At 40.6% G+C, this 19,042-nt stretch carries 4 protein-coding genes; 3 read left to right on the top strand and 1 reads right to left on the bottom strand.

The genetic code is table 11. The features are described 5' to 3' along the window. The first annotated feature begins 144 nt into the window (after positions 1 to 144). Positions 145 to 333, top strand: coding sequence for a hypothetical protein (locus tag ACI6PS_RS07055; protein ID WP_421011846.1), 189 nt, complete (start codon positions 145 to 147; stop codon positions 331 to 333). A 236-nt stretch (positions 334 to 569) separates the two neighbouring features. Here the strand turns inward: ACI6PS_RS07055 and ACI6PS_RS07050 are convergent, their stop codons facing one another. Next, positions 570 to 887, bottom strand: coding sequence for a GIY-YIG nuclease family protein (locus ACI6PS_RS07050; protein ID WP_421011845.1), 318 nt, complete (start codon positions 885 to 887; stop codon positions 570 to 572). A gap of 1,256 nt (positions 888 to 2,143) precedes the next feature. Here ACI6PS_RS07050 and ACI6PS_RS07045 point away from each other — a divergent pair. Both ACI6PS_RS07045 and ACI6PS_RS07040 read left to right on the top strand, forming a co-directional pair. After that, a complete protein-coding gene (locus ACI6PS_RS07045; RefSeq protein WP_421011844.1) occupies positions 2,144 to 11,065 on the top strand; it encodes an InlB B-repeat-containing protein in 8,922 nt (2,973 codons plus the stop codon). Between the two features lie 455 nt (positions 11,066 to 11,520). Continuing rightward, the gene (locus ACI6PS_RS07040) at positions 11,521 to 18,942 is read left to right on the top strand and encodes a fibronectin type III domain-containing protein (RefSeq protein ID WP_421011843.1); all 7,422 of its coding nucleotides are present in this window, start codon (positions 11,521 to 11,523) and stop codon (positions 18,940 to 18,942) included. Positions 18,943 to 19,042 lie beyond the last annotated feature (100 nt).

Raw genomic sequence — 19,042 nt, 5'->3', positions numbered from 1 at the left:
GTTTCTTATAGAATTGCTTTATGGAGCTTCTTTATAGAATTGTTTGGTGGAGTTTCTTTATGCGATCTCTCCTGCGTCGAGATGACAAGATTGGGGAGAGAAGATTGGGGAGAGAAGATTGTAGTCATTACATAATATTTAAAGATGCTACTTGGAAGTGACTTTGGTTTTTTACATACTACCAGATGTAGTTTGAGAAGATTCTTTGGGGAATACTTTATGAGGTTCCTTATAGAATTGCTTTATGGAGCTTCTTTATGCGATCTCTCCTGCGTCGAGATGACAAGATTGGGGAGAGAAGATTGGGAAGAGAAGATTGTAGTCATTACATAATATTTAAAGATGCTACTTGGAAGTGACTTTGGTTTTTTACATACTCCACATCCGCAAAGTTGTCATCTCGACGAAGGAGAGATCACATAATATATTTCAGATGTAGTTTATGAGCTTCGTTGTAGAATTGCTTGGTGGAATTTCTTTATGCGATCTCTCCTTCGTCGAGATGACAAGATTGGGCTGAAAGCTTGGTCTTTAAAGGACTAAACTACAATACGAAAATAGTTGTCAAACTATTCAAACAAGTGATTTAGAAATTCTAAATTAGGGTTTATAGTTCTTATAAGCGCTAATTTTTTATCTCTTCTCCATTTTTTCAATTCCTTTTCTCGGGCGATTGCTTCTTGTATCCAAACGTATTTTTCATAAAAAACCAAATACTCAATTCTATAGGTTGAGGCAAATGTTTTTGTATTGGCAGCAATGTTTTCCTTATGCTGAACAAGTCTGGCTTTTAGATTATTAGTTACTCCTATATAGAATGTTGTCCTGTAACTGTTCGTTATGATATAGACATAATATGTATGGAAACCTAATTGCGGATTAAACATCTTGAAGCTATTTTTTTAGGACAAGTTATTGATTTTAATTATTATCCAACAGCACAAACTGTAAATTATTCCCTAACATATAATATTTATCCGCAAAATTGTCCTCTCGAGTTTGAAGTTTTCAATACTCCACATCCGCAAAGTTGTCCTCTCGACGAAGGAGAGATCACATAATATATTACAGATGTAGTTTGAGAAGATTCTTTGGGGAATACTTTATGAGGTTTCTTATAGAATTGCTTTACGGAGCTTCTTTATGCGATCTCTCCTGCGTCGAGATGACAAGATTGAGGTGAGAAGATTGGGGAGAGAAGATTGTAGTCATTACATAATATTTAAAGATGCTACTTGGAAGTGACTTTGGTTTTTTACATACTCCACATCCGCAAAGTTGTCCTCTCGACGAAGGAGAGATCACATAATACATTTCAGATGTAGTTTGAGAAGATTTTTTGGGGAGTACTTTATGGTGTTTCTTATAGAATTGCTTTATGGAGCTTTTTTATGCGATCTCTCCTTCGTCGAGATGACAAGATTGGGGTGAGAAGATTGGGAAGAGAAGATTGGAGTCATTACATAATACATTTCAGATGTTGTTTTGGGAGCCTCTTTGGGAATACTTTATGGATTGCTTGGTGGAGTTCCTTTATGCGATCTCTCCTTCGTCGAGATGACAAGATTGGGGAAATCACATAATTCAGATGTTGTTTCTCCTGCGTTGAGATAGAAAGATTATGGAGGAATCATTTGATGTAAAGGTATGTAAAACTCATCCTAACCTTTAAGCAACCTTTAAGCAGAAGTAGTAGTTTTTTAGAAGTCGAGAAATTGACTTCATGAGGCAAACCAAATTGTTAAATTGGACCATCCCCTTAGCCATTGAAACTGTTGTAAATGAACACCGACACATTACCAAAAGCGGTGTTATTTCAAACAAGTATTTTAGTTTTATATATAATTTTCTTATAAATACAAGAGTAGATGCTGATTTATAACAAGAAAATGATAAACAAAACAAGCAAGAACAAACATTACTTTTGAATTTAAAATAACGTAACGACTTATTTAATTAGATATAATCACTAATTTTACTAAATAATACAGCTTTTCTTAATTTTTGAAATAATATCAAAAATATAATATCAAAAAACACGAATTAACAATCGCACTACTTATTTTTGTTGTCCCAAATTTTAATACTAACCTATAAAACAGCAATTTGAAGAAATAAAAAAGATTTTTAAATAGTGTTCGATATGATGAGAAAATTACAATGGAATGGTGTTGCAGGAGGCGATGGCATTAACAATGGAAGTAACTCAATTTTTAACCGTTTCCTTGGAACGGTTTTGTTGTTTGTGGTGATGATGAGCGGCGGGGTTTATGGGCAAACAACATATAGCACTCCTGGAACATATACTTGGACATGCCCTCCCAATGTAACAACCATCCAAGTTGAAGCATGGGGAGGCGGAGGCGCCGGTGGAGGTGTTGGAACTGCTGCTCTTTTTAGAGTTGCTGGTGGTGGTGGTGGTGGTGCTTATGCAAAGTCTACTAGTGTTACCGTAGTACCCGGAAATACTTATACAATAACAGTTGGTGCTGGAGGAACAGGCGTTTCAGCAGCGAGTGGAAATTCAGGAGGAAGTTCAAGCTTTGAAACTACTGTAATTGCTACTGGAGGCACTGGAGGTCTCGGAAACAATACAGCTAGTTCTGTTGCTGGAGGTGCTGGTGGAACGGGATCTACAGGTTCAGTTACATGGAATGGTGGTAATGGTGGTACAAGTAATGGAACAAGTAGTACAGCTGCAGCTTCTGGTGGTGGTGGTGGTGGTGCAGGAACCACTACAAATGGTGGTAATGCAAATATAAGCACAGCTGGTTCTGGAGGAACTACCGGAGGAGGAGCTGGAGCGAGTGGAATTAATACCAACACAAGTGCAGTTGGAAATGCTGGAAGCGCTCCTGGTGGCGGTGGTGGCGGAGCCAGAGGAGGTAGTGGAAATACTACTGCAAGATTAGGTGGAGCTGGAGGAGCTGGAAGGGTTGTTTTAACCTATACTGGATATTGTACACCTATTTCTACTTCAACTTTATATATTACAAGTGTTTCTACAAATAGTGCAACTACTAATTTTACTAACACTTCAGGTAATGGCAGTGGCTATTCAAATTTCTATGATACTAAACAAGTAATTGCAACGCAAGGAACAAACTTTACTGTATCTTTTGCAGGTGTAACACCCGTAACAAATACATTTGGATGGGCAATTTGGATTGACTGGGACAAGAATAATGTTTTTGATTCGGGAGAAAGAGTATTTGTTACTTCTGGCTATTTGAATAGCGGCACCTCAACCAATATCAACATTCCTGCACTACAAACAACAGGAGATTATGTAATGAGAATACTGGCCGATTATAATATAAGTAATCCTAGTAATCCATGTTCATTTACCAGCGCGACTAATGGTGGTGAAGCCGAAGATTATAAACTGACAGTAACATCTTCAGGATACACTGTAACCTTTGACTCCAACGGTGGCTCAGGAACAATGGCAGCCCAAACCGCTTCAACAGCTACTAACTTAACAGCGAATTCCTTTACAAGAACAAACTATAATTTTTCAGGATGGAATACAGCTGCAAATGGTTCTGGAACAGCATATGCAAACAGTGCAAGTTATCCTTTTACAGCAAATGCAACTTTATATGCACAGTGGAGAGGTAACGTAAGCTATGATGCCAATGGCGGAACAGGTACCGTAACCGATGCCACAAATTACGCGCCTGCCCAATCAGTAACCACAGCATCTGGAGCAGGATTTACAAGAGCTGGTTACGCTTTTATCGGTTGGAATACACTTGCCAATGGCTTGGGAACTTCTTATACAGCCAGCCAAGTCAGCGCTTTTAATTTTACAGGAAACACAACTCTTTATGCTGTCTGGAATCCTGTCGGAAGCCATACCGTAATATTTGAAGCAAACGGAGGAACAGGCACAATGGCCAATCAAGTAGAAAGTAGTGCCGCAGCTTTGACAACAAATGCTTTCACTCGAACAGGATATACATTTGCCAACTGGAATACTGCCGCCAATGGAAGTGGCACCACCTATACCAACGGACAAACCTATTCCTTTGCATCCAACATCACCTTATATGCTCAGTGGACTGCCAACAACAATACAGTAACATTTGATGCCAATACGGGAACAGGAACAATGTCATCCCAGACCATTGCAACTGCTGCTACTGTTGCCTTAAATGCAAATACTTTTACAAAAGCAGGCTATACCTTTGCAGGATGGGCTACTACTGCCGGAGGTGCTGTAGCGTATACCAATAGTGCTTCCTATACTATGGGAACTTCCAATGTTACACTGTACGCCAAATGGACGGCTAACAATAATACGATTACTTTTGATGGAAACGGCTCCACTTCGGGCACAATGGCGAACCAAACTATCGCAACCGATGCAAGTGCTACCTTGACGACCAATACATTTGTTAGAACAGGATTTACATTTGCGGGATGGGCTACTTCTGCTGCGGGAGTTGTTGCTTATGCAGATGGAGCTACTTATAATATGGGAACGAGTAATGTTACTTTGTATGCAAAATGGAATGCTGGACCTTGTTTTACAATGAATGGACCAGATTTTCCAACAAAATCAGGCACATTTAGTGGAGATACTGATTCAGGTGGAAGTCCTTCTTCTACTATTAGATTAGCTTCTGGTAGTTCAAGCGGAAGTATCTCGACTACAGCAACAGGAGTGGTTGAAGGAAATGTCAACGTGAAGTTTAGAGCTAAAGGTTGGAGCGCATCAGAAATATCTGTTACAGTAACTTTAGATGGGGTTTCTCAGAATGTTACAACACTTCCGACTACATTTGGGGAAATTAGCCTGAATTTTACTTCTGTTTCTGCCAATCCAGTATTAACTTTCAGCACTGTAGCCAACAAAAGGGTACATATTGGAAATGTCAATCTGTATTGCACTCCTGCATGTACAGACCCAGCCAATCCAAACGGTTCAATTGTCGCAACACAAAACTGTGGCAATACATCATTAGTCTATACACACGGTTCTGGACAACCTGAAACTGATGTAGCTTATTTTTGGCAGACATCAGCAACTGGTACTTCTACAGCAAATCCGACTTCAAGTGCCTTTGCTCCTATTACTGGAGGCACTTATCACGTAAGAGCAAAATCAACTCTAGGAAATTGCTGGTCAGCAGGAACAGTTTCTCAAGCAGTTACAGTAGTTCTCGCAAACGCTATTACAACAGAACCTACTAATCAAACAGTTCCAGCAGGAACAACCGCTACGTTTACGGTTGTGGCTACAAACGCTACAAGCTATCAATGGCAGGTGAATACAGGTTCAGGTTGGAGCAACGTGAGCACGGGAACTGGAGGCACAACTGCTTCCTACACTACGCCTACAACTACTCTAGCCATGAGCGGTTATCAATATAAAGTAATAGTTTCAGGAACCAGTCCTTGTGTCGCTATCGAATCTGCTGTACGAACATTGACCGTTTCTCCTGTAATTACTTATGCTAACCTACAATTTCCTGGTTCCCACTCTATGGAAGAAGGAAGTACAGTGGCAGTTTATGGAAGAGTTTATGCCGAAAGCGTAACGGAAGCCGCAGGTGCTTCGGGAACGATCACAGCTGAATTTGGATACAGCACTACCAACAGCAATCCAAATACTTGGACCAACTGGACTACGGGAACATTTAACATTCAAATAGGAAATGATGACGAATATACTGCAAGTTTAGGAACAGGTCTAACACCCGGAACCTATTATTATGCAACGCGTTTCAGAATAGCATCGGGTGCCTATGTTTATGGAGGTACTGCAGGCATTTGGAGTTCTACTGCAAACAATGGCGTTTTGACCGTAACTTCAAACCTAGTAGATTGGGGTAATTATCAGCATCCAGCAACAGGCACAATCACCTTGGGCGATAACTACAATGTATACGGTCAGGTGTATGAAGCAGGCAATACGGAAGCTGGTGGTCAGGGAGGCAACATTACTGCCGAAGTAGGATACAGTACAACCAATAACAATCCAAATACATGGACAAATTGGTTTCCTGCCAATTTTAATACAGACGCAGGAAATAATGATGAATATATACGTAATATTGGACCGAATTTTCCAGCGGGTGCAACCTATTATTTGGCTTTCAGATATAGAAAAACGGGTAGTACACAATATGTATATGGAGGTACTAACGGGGTTTGGAACAACGATAATGCAACAGTAACAGTACTTTCTCCAAAGGAAATCAACATCAGGCAAGGCGCTACCGATATCGCATCGAATGGAACTTATGCTTTCGGAAATCAGGTCGTGACTACAAGCTCAACAGCCATTACCTTCACCATCCAAAATACAGGAGGTGTAGTCTTGAATTTATCAGGAACACCTAGGGTTGCAATCACAGGATCAAATGCTTCTGAGTTTACCATCAATCAGGCTACTTTGCCTGCTACGGTTGCCCCAAATAGTTCCGAGACTTTTACAGTTACTTTTACTCCTACCAGTCTAGGTGGAAAAACTGCTCTATTGTCTATTGCAAATGACGACAGTGACGAAAATCCTTACTTGATTACTTTAACAGGAACGGGAACAGCAAGTGCAACATCAAACATTATTGCAAATGCAGGTTTCATAAACAGTCCGATCAATTATTTAAACTACATTAATTCGAACATAACAGCAGCCAATAGTTTTGAGTTGGGACAATTCATCATTCAAGATGGTGGTGGCAGTCCGGATGCTGATAATTTAGGAACTACACTTTCAACGCTATCCTTACTGGTAGGAAATGTTGCGTATTTGGAACGTATTGCCCTTTATGACGGAACAACTGAAATCGCCGAACTTCCCGCAACTTTCACAACTGTATTTACCGGACTTTCGCTAGCTACAACTGATGGTGGCACTAAAACATTCAGCATAAGAGCCAGCTTTAAAACCGCTGTTACCGACAACCAACGTATTATCGTAACCGTTTCTGGAGCTACGGCAGCGGCAACAGGATCTACGTTTGGAACTATTAGCGCTTCTACTTCTTCTGCAGGACTTACGGATAACGTGATTCAGGTTACGGCGGATCGATTGGCTTTTGTACAACAGCCAAGCAATACTTCTATTAACGTTGCAATGGCACCTGCTGTAACGGTTTCTGCAAATGATGTTAATGGGAATAGGGATGTGGATTTTGCTACACCAATAACTATAACTTCTAATGGAACATTAACTGGATCACCTGTTAGCGGAACTCTAACACTTGGTTTAGCAACTTTTAACAGCTTGACACACACTGTAGCTCAGAATGGAAGAACGCTTTCGGCTACTTCGACTGGCTTAACAGGAGCTAACAGTAGTTTATTTGACTTATCCGATGTTGCAGTAGGCACATATGAAACTACATCGGATGGAAATTGGCCAAATGCAACTGGAGCAGCAACTTGGAGAAGAATGACAGCCTCTGGCTGGGAAGACCCTACCACAAGACCTATAGCAGGAACTACAGATTTGCTAATAATAAAACACAATATAACTACCAATGCAAATTTTGCAGGCGCTAGTGTTGGTACCTCCATGATTGTTGAAAACGGAGGGAAATTTAATTCTAATCATGGATCTACATTATTATTAATGCATGTTAAAGATGGAGGTGAATTTGTTGTTGGTAATACTGGTGTGATAATGGCAACCACTGGAGGTCAGAAGATTGTAGAATCAGGGGGAACATTGACAATAAATACTGCATTGACAAATGCTGCAAATTTTTGGAGAGGTACAGAAGATTTTAAAAATGGCTCAACGGTAAATTTAGCCGATTATTCTGGAGCTTTACTAGCCAACCCATCTCAAATTAGCCCTAATTTAAACAGTTACTCATTTGGTAATCTTACATTTTCAGGAACTACAGCTATTACATTAATTCCTACAAATACTGCAACCAATTTTAATTTGGTTGAAAATAACCTAACACTAAACAGCACAAGTAATAATATCCTAATTACTTCTACAACCGGTAAAAACATAATAATTAATGGAAATACGATAGTAAATGCCGGTACATTGAGAGGAATGACTTCATTATCATCAATTACTTTAAATGGAAACCTAGAAATAAATAATGGAACAGTTAATATTGGTCCAACAACTAATGGGTCAATTGTCTTTGGAATAAAACTTAAAGGTGACTTAAAAGTTTTAAACTCATCAACATTGACAACTACTGATCCTGATAGTGAATTAATTTTTGAAGGTACAGGAAACGGCCTTACACCTGAGACAACTCAAAATGTTTTCGCTTCTACTAATGCTACTATCACAAATACCCGATTTAAAGTTAATGCGGGAGCTTATGTCAAATTAGATTCAAATATTACACTTGCATCAGCATCATCTTTCACCGTGAATTCTGGAGGTATTTTAGATTTTGGCTTTGACTCTTCCAATAATGCTTTACAAATTTTAGGAAATGCATTTGAATCACAAACAGGAAGCACATTAAAAATCACTTCCCCTAACGGTATTACCACTGCAGCACCTGGAGCAACAGCAGGAAATGTTCAAGTAACAGCAGCAAATAGAACTTTCGCAAGTGACGCAAGCTATGAATACATTGGAATTACTACACCCCAAAACACCGGTAATGCTTTACCTTCAAGTGTTAGAAACCTCGTAATCAACAACACTGCTACAAATGCAGATGTGGTACTTACTAACGATGTCATTGTTACTTCTGGTCTTACTATGACGCAAGGAAATATCAACGGTATAACCAATACAAAAACCATAACGTTAGGAACAAGTGCCTTAAACACTGGTACGCTACTTCCAACAGCACCAACTGGTTTTGTAAAAGGTACTATGGCTCGATGGTTCAGCAGTGCAACTACTACTGGAAACGCAGGTTTGTTTCCTTTAGGGACCAACGAAACAAGCAGCAAGAACCGTCATGCTAAAATTGATTATTCCACTGCTCCAACAGGTGGTAAACTAACGGCTTCTATCTTAACAGGAACACCTACTTTGGTTAGTCCGTATTTGATTATTGATGCTGTTGGCAGCTGTAATGGTTTTCTAACCCAAACCGTTGAGGATTTCAATTGGAGGCTTACTCCATCTGATGGATTAGCAAACGGAAAATTCACAGGAGCCTTTACAAAAGAAGGCACTGCCATCAGCAATACGTGTGAGGTTACCCTTATCCGTAAAAACCCAACAGTATGGGAAGCACCAACCATCATTGCCGCAACCCAAGGCACTGTAACGAAGTTTACCGTTTCGAGAACAGAACTTAATGCTTTTGGCGATTTTGGTATTGCTCATAAAGACAATTGCATAGGTACCAAAACTTGGACAGGAACACAATGGGAAAGTACACCGGGTGTTGCCACAACCGCTCCAACAATTACGGAACGTGCTGTTATAGATGGCGATTATGATACTACTACACATGGAGCGTTAACAGCTTGTAGTTGTACCGTAAAAACAGATGAAGAAGTTGTCATTCATCCTACACACCCAGTAACACTGCTGGAAGGTTTTACCAATACTACAGGATATGAAGGTATTATTTCGATTAAAAATGATGCAACGCTTTTACAATTGATCGATGTTAAAAATGCAACCGCTAATAATAATACGGGTAAGATTGACATGGAACGTATTACAAAACCAATGTACCGCTACGACTTTTCGTATTGGAGCTCCCCTGTTTTTGCAAACAACGATCAAAGTGACGACTCTACTTCAGTAGCCAACGGTGCTGAATTCAACTTAAGGAAATTGTCGCCAATGACCATGTTTGACAAATACTACAAATGGAACCATGCCGCGGCTACACCTGCATGGGTTACGATACCGTTAGGGGCTGAATCTATGGTTCCTGGAAGAGGATATATCGTTAGGGCTCCTCAAAACTATGGGGCAACGCCTGTTCCTGCCTCCTATCAGCCTTATACCGCTAATTTTATTGGTGTCCCTAACAATGGTATTGTGGAACATGCCGTTTCAGGAGCCGACAAATGGAACCTGATTGGCAATCCTTATCCTTCGGCTATTTCCGCTGATGCGTTTTTTGATGCCAATGTGGGGCCAGGAAACGGAAGCACCAACACCCTTGAAGGAACCTTGTATTTATGGACACACAATACCAAAATATTACCAACCGGAGTTCCACACATATACAGCTACAGTGCCGCCGATTATGCCGCCTACAACGGTACGGGAAGCACCAACACCAAGGAAGCGGACTCCGATCCTACTCCTGCCGATCCAGATGACAACAAGCCGACCGGATTCATTGCGGCCGGACAATCTTTCTTTATAAAAGGAACTGCGAGCGGACAGGCGGTTTTCAACAACGCCATGCGTGTTGCCGGAAACAATAGTCAGTTCTTCAGGCCGGGAACATCGGAGCCCCTTAACGATTGGAACATGACCGGAAAGCACCGTGTCTGGCTGAACATGAAAGGACAGACCGTAGGGTTTAACCAATTGCTTGTGGGGTATATTGAAAATGCAACCAATGATTGGGACATCCGTTTTGATGGTGAATCATTCGGCGGCAACCAGGTTACCTTCTATTCGCTTTTGGCGGATAAAAAACTGGCCATCCAGGGACGTGCATTGCCGTTCAACAATCAGGATGAAGTGCCCCTGGGATACAAGACCACCTTGAATGGCACGCTTACCATCAGTATCGACGATTATGATGGCCTGTTTGAAGGGCAGGATATTTATCTTGAAGACAAATTGCTGAACATCGTTCACGACCTGAAGGCCAGCGCTTATAACTTTACAACCGTATCCGGAACTTTTAACGGACGTTTTGTGTTGCGCTACCTTCCTTCGGAACAGTTGGGTAATCCGGGTCCTGTAGCTGTTGCAGACGGCTTGATCTTGTATCAGGAAGACGACAAGATCATGATCAAGTCGCAATTGCAAGCTTTGGAGCAGGTGACCATCTATGACTTGTTGGGAAGAACACTTTTCAACACTGCAGGTATCGGTCAAAATGAAATACGCATTGAAAACGTAGTGATGAACGAGCAACCGCTTATCGTGAAGATCAGACTTGCAAACGGACAGATCGTGAACAAGAAGATTGTTTATTAGAACAAATTATTAAAAGATTGAAATATACAATCCCGTCTCGTTTAGTAACGAGACGGGATTTTTTTTAGGATTGCTTTATACAATTGTTTTTTGTTTCCAAAAAAATGAATGTGTATCACACTTAAAGTTCAAAAAAAATGTTTTACAACAAACATTAGCATCTGTTTATTTAAAGTAGTGCGTAAAAAACGAACAATTACAATTATTTTACAACAATTAGCCATTGCTTTAAATATTTATATTGTTGATTTTTATTATAAAATACTCAACACAAATAATAATTTTTAAATATAAATTAAATAAAAAAGCAAAATCATAGAAATAATTTAATTCTTAACCTTGCGTTAAAATTATCTTAATATATCTATACGTAATTTCCTCTTCTCCTCCTACATTTGTTATCCCAAATTCTTAGAAGAACCCCTTTATGAAGTACTAGTACAAATAAGGTTGTTATGAAAAGAAAATTTTTTACAGAGTTGGTTGCCAAGGGCAACGCAATTCTGAATGCACAGAAATCAAGCAGTAAATTGCTTGGAGTTTTTGTTTTGTTGTTTTGTTTTGGAAATGTTCAAGCACAGGTTTCCAGTTACACCTTCTCGCAGAGTAGTGGTACTTATACTGCTATAAGCGGAGGAACTGCACACAATACTGTACAGGTTGACGACGATATTTACTCCTTTACACTGCCATTTAGTTTTAACTATAATGGCACAAACTATACTACTGCAAGACCAACAACAAATGGCTTTTTGGTTCTCGGAGCTACCGCTCCCCCAACTACACAATATACCCCTTTATCATCTGGCTCAACAAATTTTGCTATTTCCGCTTTTGCCCATGATGTGAGATCTATTGTTCGTTCGGAAGTACTAGGTACAGCTCCAAATAGGATATATGTTTGTCAATGGTCTAGTATAGACCGATGGGCGAGTTCTGCTTGGCAAGTTGATGCTGCTAACGTTCAAATTAGATTATATGAAACAACCAATGTCGTTCAGATTATTTATGGAAGTAATACGGGTACCGCTACCTCTTCTACTGTTCAGGTAGGATTGCGAGGATCTGCTAATTCAGATTTCAACAATCGAACTTCATCAACTAACTGGACTTCCACTACAGCTGGAGGATCTAATGTTGCTGCGGTTACTTATAGTAGTACAGTTAAACCAAGTACAGGACTTACTTATACTTGGACGCCATCAGCATGTTCAGGTGTACCAACAGGACTAACCTCTTCCTCAATAACTACCACCACAGCAACCATCAGCTGGACAGCACCGAGCAGTGCGCCTGCAAATGGTTATGAGTATTATTACAGCACTAGCAATACCACACCTACAGCCTCTCAAACGCCAAGTGGGTCAACTGGTGCAGGCGTTACAACCGCAAATTTATCCTCCTTAACTGCGGCTACACCTTATTACTATTGGGTAAGATCCAAATGTAACGCTACCGATAAAAGTGCATGGAGCGTTGTGGGGAATTTTACTACGGCTTGCGTTGCACCAAATGCACCAAGCGCTGTTGTAACTTCAAATATTACTTCTACAACTTTAACCGTAGGTTTTAGCCCTGCTTCTCCTGTACCTTCGGGATACATGGTTTTTATGTCAACAACTACAACAACGCCACCTGCATTAGTCAATGGAACTACCTATACTGCTTCGACAAATTATACGATTGGAGGAAATGTGTACCGCTGTGTTGTAAGTTCCGGCACTGCAACCTCCTATAATTTGACAGGAGGAATCCCGAACACACAACACAATTACTTTGTTTTTTCAGCTAATAGTACAAATTCTTGTAATGGAGCACCTTGGTATTCTTCCGGTGTTTCGGGATATGCCATTACTTGCCCAGCTGTTGCAAGTTCGCCTACAAGTAGCGTTACAAGCAATAGTGCGACAGTATCTTGGTCTCCACCAGCAACAGGTGGTACAGCACTGCCTCTAAAATACAGATTTGAACTTTATACCGATGCCGCAAGAACGGTTTCCTTTGGCACACCATATCCACTAGCAGACACGACATCACCCGTTAATATTACAGGTATTTCTGCGAGTACAACTTATTATTATCGGATTATTGCCTATAATTCAAGTTGTCAATCAACTAATCTGGATGGTAGTTTTACAACGCTTTGTGATACTATATCCACTTTACCATGGACAGAAAATTTTGATGCAATGTCAACTATCGGGTCTGGGATTACTCCTGCTTGCTGGAAAAATGTAACAGGAACAAAAGCTTGGGTTTCAGCAAATGCAGCAACGGATAGCTACAACGATCCTAGATCGGTACCAAACTATATGTCAATTGCATTTAGCAACACAACTGCAAGTCAATTATGGACACCTTTCTTTGCATTATCTTCTGGGGTTTCTTATGATATCAGTTTTTATTATAATACTGGTACAGGGGCTAGCAACACAGGATGGACAGGGAAACTATTAGCTAACACTACACAAAGCTTAACTGGAGCTGCCGAACTGGCTACTTTTGTGAGTTCAACGCAAACTACTTCAGGTTATGTTAAATACACTTATAGCTACACACCTCCATCAACTAATAACTACTCTTTTGCAATAAGTGTAAGTTCTACGGGTAATCCGTGGCAATTGGGAGTAGATGATTTTAGATTAGAAACAACTCCCACTTGTTTCATTCCCGTTGCCCCATTTTCATCTTCAATGATAGCAGTAAACAATGCAAATATCAATTGGACGGCTCCAAGCAGTGCACCGGGAATGGGTTATGAATATTATCTATCAACTACTAATACTGCTCCAACAGCAGGAACAACTCCTACAGGTTTTGTAGGAACAACAGTAACGACCGCTAATATCATAACAGGTCTTGTTGCTGGAAATACTTATTACTGGTGGGTTCGTTCTAATTGTGATGGTACTGATAAAAGTACATGGGTAAGCGGTGGAAGTTTTTATTACGGATACTGTTTGCCTTCAAGTAGCAATGCAACAAATTACATTTCAAACTTTTCGACGACCAAAGGATATACGTCAAATATTGCTCATACTTCCACTTACACAACGGGAGGATACCAAGACAACTATGCCACACAAAAAGTAGAAATGTACCCAACAGGTGCCATAGATTTTTCTTTTTCATCTCCTGGTGGAAGTGCAGGAACAGCCATTTGGGTGGATTGGAATAACAATTTGGTATTCGAATCTTCAGAAAGAGTATATTCTTCGGGTGCAGGCTTGCCATCCTATGTTGGTTCAGGTAGCGGAACAATTACGGTTCCAACCGGCACTGCCTTGGGTGATTACAGGATGAGGATAAGAACAATGAATTCTTACTATGGAGACGATGTATCACCTTGTGCAAATGGCACAACAAGATCAGAAGCAGAAGACTATAAGTTTACAGTAGTAGCACAACCTAATTATCTTGTATATACTGATGCGACAGTTGCGAATGCTACGGTAAACCATACCATTAATGTTTATTTGAAAGACTTTGATCCCGTGAATAATTTTTACACAGACGGCAGAACACAAATTTGGATGCATGCAGGGGTTAAAAATACTACAGGTGGAGATTGGCAGTATGTGAATCCTTCACAAGATTTCGCCAATACAAGCACTTTGGTTCTATTTACTAGAGAATCCACAAATCCTAACGTATACAAGGCGACTATTAAATTTGCAGACTATTTCTGTATTCCTACTGGCACTATGGTTGAGGGGATAAATATGGTATTCAGGAATGAGTATTGGTCGGCTTCCGATTTTGGTGGCGAAAACAATAACAAGACCCAATTACCATTGGTTTTAGACTTAACAGATGCAACAGTTACTATAACCGCACCAACACTGACAGCAACCACGGCAATCACTACCACTACAGCAACCATCAACTGGACAGCACCTGCAACTGGAGCTGTTAAGGGCTACGACTATTATTATTCAACCTCTAATACTGCCCCAACTGCTGGAACCACACCATCTGGAAGCACTTTGTCTGGAGTAACCACTGCTAATTTAACCCTTTTGTCGGCTACTACAACGTATTATGTATGGGTGAGAACCAAAGGTTGTGGCAGCAGTGTCAGTGCATGGAGTACAATAGGTTCCTTTACGACCTCCTGTGGCGCTATCACAGCTTTCCCTTTTACAGAAACTTTTGAAGATGCTAGTGCTACAAGAAATTGTTGGACAAATGAATTTGTAATCAACAACATCTCTTGGATATATACTGCAGGAGGAGGAGGAACCCTCCTAACTTCTGCTTATGCAGGAACTAAAAATGCAAGTTTTTACCATCCTGTAGATGCAGATGCAATTACAAAATTAGTGAGTCCTGTTATGGATATTTCTAGTTTATCAGATCCAGGAGTTAGTTTTTATTATGGACAAGAATCTTGGAGTGGTGATGTAAATGAAATAAAAGTCTATTATCGAACCAGTTCAACTAATCCTTGGATAGAGTTGAAACATTATTTCAGTGCTGTATCTTCATGGACGTATGATTTTATTTCTTTACCAAATCCATCCTCTACTTATCAAATTGCTTTTGAAGGAATTAATAATTATGGTCGTGGAGCTATATTGGATAATGTAACTATAGAATCGCTCGCACCAATAACGTACACTTGGAATGGATCTTCTTCTACTTCTTGGGATACAGCCACCAACTGGACGCCAAACGGAATACCCGGCAGTAAAGACCATATCATCGTTACAGGTACTTCTGTGCCTAATAAGTTAAACATTGTGTCTAATAAAACAGTAACGAATTTTGAATTGACAGGTTCTGATGCAACATCTTTTTCATTAACAGCAACCAATTCATTGACCATTAAAGGCACGGTAGCCTATACAGGCACCGCTACAGCTGTTTTAAACTGCAACAGTACCGTAAACATCACCAGCACATCCAATCAGATTATTCTTCCTTTGACTTATGGGAACTTGAACGCATTAGGAGGAAATCGAACATTCTCGCCAACAGGAACAATTAAAATATGTAGCGCATTTTCTGTTGATCAATCCGTTCATAGTTATACGATAACGGACAGTACAGTTGAATACATCTCTAGTGCTACCGGCTGGACTATGTCTCCATTCACTTACAACAATCTTACTTTTAGCGGAACTGGAAGTTTCACCTTAGGAGCTGGAAACACTATCAATGTATTAGGTAATTACCAACAAACTACTGGAACTTTTATTTTGACCAACAGCAGCACCTCAACCAATACAATAAACATTGCTAAAAACATGACCCTTTCAGGCGGAACATTTAATATGAATAATACTGGCGGAGGAACTGGAATCATAAACTTAGGAGGTAATTTAACGGTTGAAACAGCGGGTACACTTTCGGCAACAGCTAGTTTGGCGCAGGCAAACTTCAACTTTACAGGAAATACAAACCAAATCATTTCTGGAGCTGGAACTATTAACATCTACAGAAGCAACATAAATAAATCATCTGGTTATGTTGATTTACAAAGAAATCTTGAAATAAAAAGACGCCTTTTTATGACCAGTGGTAATATTGTGACCAATATCAATACCCTGACTTTAGGAGAGAGTGCTTCAAATTCAGGAACCCTAACTTATACTTCTGGTTTTGTAGTAGGAAAAATGACACGGTGGTTTGCTACAGGAGCTACATCTGGAAATGACGGGCTATTCCCACTAGGCACTTCAACTAACGAAAATCGTTTCGCCACTATCAACTACGCAAACGTTACAACTCCAGGTAGGCTGACTGCTGAAGTTGTGGAAACTGCAATGGGAGCATTTACTCCGGTTACAGTTGCTGCGGCAGGAAGCTGTCCGCTTTTTGAGGCCAAAACAGGCGACACCTTTTATTGGAAGCTGACCAATAATGCTATTGTTGCAACCAACTACACCGCTGCCTTTAGAAAACAAACCGCCACGGCGGCACCGCTTTGCAGTTTGGCGCTCTTGAATAGAAATCCTACCACATGGCTTGGAACAGGAACGCATATCGCTTCATCTGGAACTACCACAGATTACACCGTTTCTCGTTCGGGACTAACAGCATACGGTGATTTTGGAATAGGGATTAAAGGATTGTGTGGCACCACAAAAACCTGGGCTTCTGGAGCTTGGACTGGTGGTGATGGATTTGCTCCAACAGCTACAGATGCCGTAATTTTCGCAGGAAACTATAATACGCAAACAACACCTGCTCTTCCTAATGTTTCGAGTTGTGAATGTACCATTAATCCGGGAGCAACCGTAACTATTGATGGCGGAAAAACCCTTACTGTAGAGTATGGATTAAAGCTTTCTGACAACAGCACACCGGATCCTCTAGACGATGGAAAACTTGTGATCCTCAACAACGGAAGCCTTGTTCAGGTGGCGGATGTAAATAATGCGAATGCGAATAACAACATAGGTAAAATAAGCATGGAACGTATTACAAAACCTATGTATCGCTATGATTTTACTTATTGGAGTTCGCCAGTATTTGCTAACAATGATTCAAGCGACGATGCCACTGCTGTACTTGCTGGTACAGAATTTAATTTGAAAGCATTGTCACCTATGACCTTCTTTGACAAGTACTACAAATGGGAAAATAGTCCAACAACATCAGGATGGGCGACAATTCCAGTTGGTGTGGAATCCATGGTTCCTGGAAGAGGATATATCGTGAGAGCACCTCAAAACTATGGTGCTACTCCAGTTCCTGCTTCCTATCAGACTTATACTGCTAATTTCATTGGAGTGCCAAATAATGGTATTGTTCAACATGCTGTTTCAGGTCCAGACAAATGGAACCTTTTGGGTAATCCTTATCCGTCGGCTATTCATGCAGATGCGTTTTTTGATGCTAATGTGGGTGCCGGTTTAGGAAGCACTAACACTCTTGAAGGAACTATTTATTTGTGGACTCACAATACCAAAATAACAGAAACGGGAACACCACAGATATACAGCTACAGTGCCGGTGACTATGCCTGCTATAATGGAACAGGAAGCACCGACACTAAAGAAGCCGCGACGGATCCTACGCCAGGCAACCCTAACGACAACAAGCCAACTGGGTATATTGCCGCTGGTCAGTCCTTTTTCATAAAAGGTACTGCTGTAGGGCAAGCGTTGTTCAACAACACAATGCGTGTTGCCGGAAACAACGGTCAGTTCTTTAGGCCTGCATCAACAGAACCAGTAAGCAACTGGGACACTACCGGCAAGCACCGCATTTGGCTGAATATGAAAGGACAAACGGTTGGCTTTAACCAATTGCTTGTGGGGTATATTGAAAATGCAACTAACGAATGGGACATCCGTTTTGATGGAGAATCCTTCGGTGGTAATCAAGTAACCTTCTATTCGATTTTGGCGGATAAAAATCTTACCATTCAAGGTCGTGCATTGCCCTTCAACAATCAGGATGAAGTGCCCCTTGGATATAAGACCACCTTGAATGGCACGCTTACCATCAGTATCGACGATTATGATGGCCTATTTGAAGGGCAGGATATTTATCTTGAAGACAAATTGCTGAACATCGTTCACGACCTGAAGGCCAGCGCTTATAACTTTACAACCGTATCCGGAACTTTTAACGGACGTTTTGTGTTGCGTTACCTTCCTTCGGAACAGTTGGGTAATCCGGATCCTGTAGCTGTTGCAGATGGTCTGATCTTGTATCAGGAAGACGACAAGATCATGATCAAGTCGCAATTGCAAGCTTTGGAGCAGGTGACCATCTATGACTTGTTGGGAAGAACACTTTTCAATACCGCAGGTATCGGCCAAAATGAAATACGCATTGAAAACGTAGTGATGAACGAGCAACCGCTTATCGTGAAGATCAGACTTGCAAACGGACAGATCGTGAACAAGAAGATTGTTTACTAAACAGAATTAAAAATTGAAGTATTGTTGATATGAAATCCCGTCTCGCTTCCGAGTCGGGATTTCTATTTTAAGTGCATTTATGATGAATCTGCATCGATTT

The sequence above is a fragment of the Flavobacterium sp. PLA-1-15 genome (assembly GCF_049060005.1).
Classification (GTDB): domain Bacteria; phylum Bacteroidota; class Bacteroidia; order Flavobacteriales; family Flavobacteriaceae; genus Flavobacterium.
The sequence above is the reverse complement of the archived record's forward strand: the minus strand, read 5'-3'. Positions and strand labels throughout refer to the sequence as shown.

Bases quoted from the DNA above. Each gene is read 5' to 3' on its own strand.
- ACI6PS_RS07055 (WP_421011846.1), top strand. From the start codon at position 145: ATGCTACTTGGAAGTGACTTTGGTTTTTTACATACTACCAGATGTAGT.
- ACI6PS_RS07050 (WP_421011845.1), bottom strand. From the start codon at position 887: ATGTTTAATCCGCAATTAGGTTTCCATACATATTATGTCTATATCATA.
- ACI6PS_RS07045 (WP_421011844.1), top strand. From the start codon at position 2,144: ATGATGAGAAAATTACAATGGAATGGTGTTGCAGGAGGCGATGGCATT.
- ACI6PS_RS07040 (WP_421011843.1), top strand. From the start codon at position 11,521: ATGAAAAGAAAATTTTTTACAGAGTTGGTTGCCAAGGGCAACGCAATT.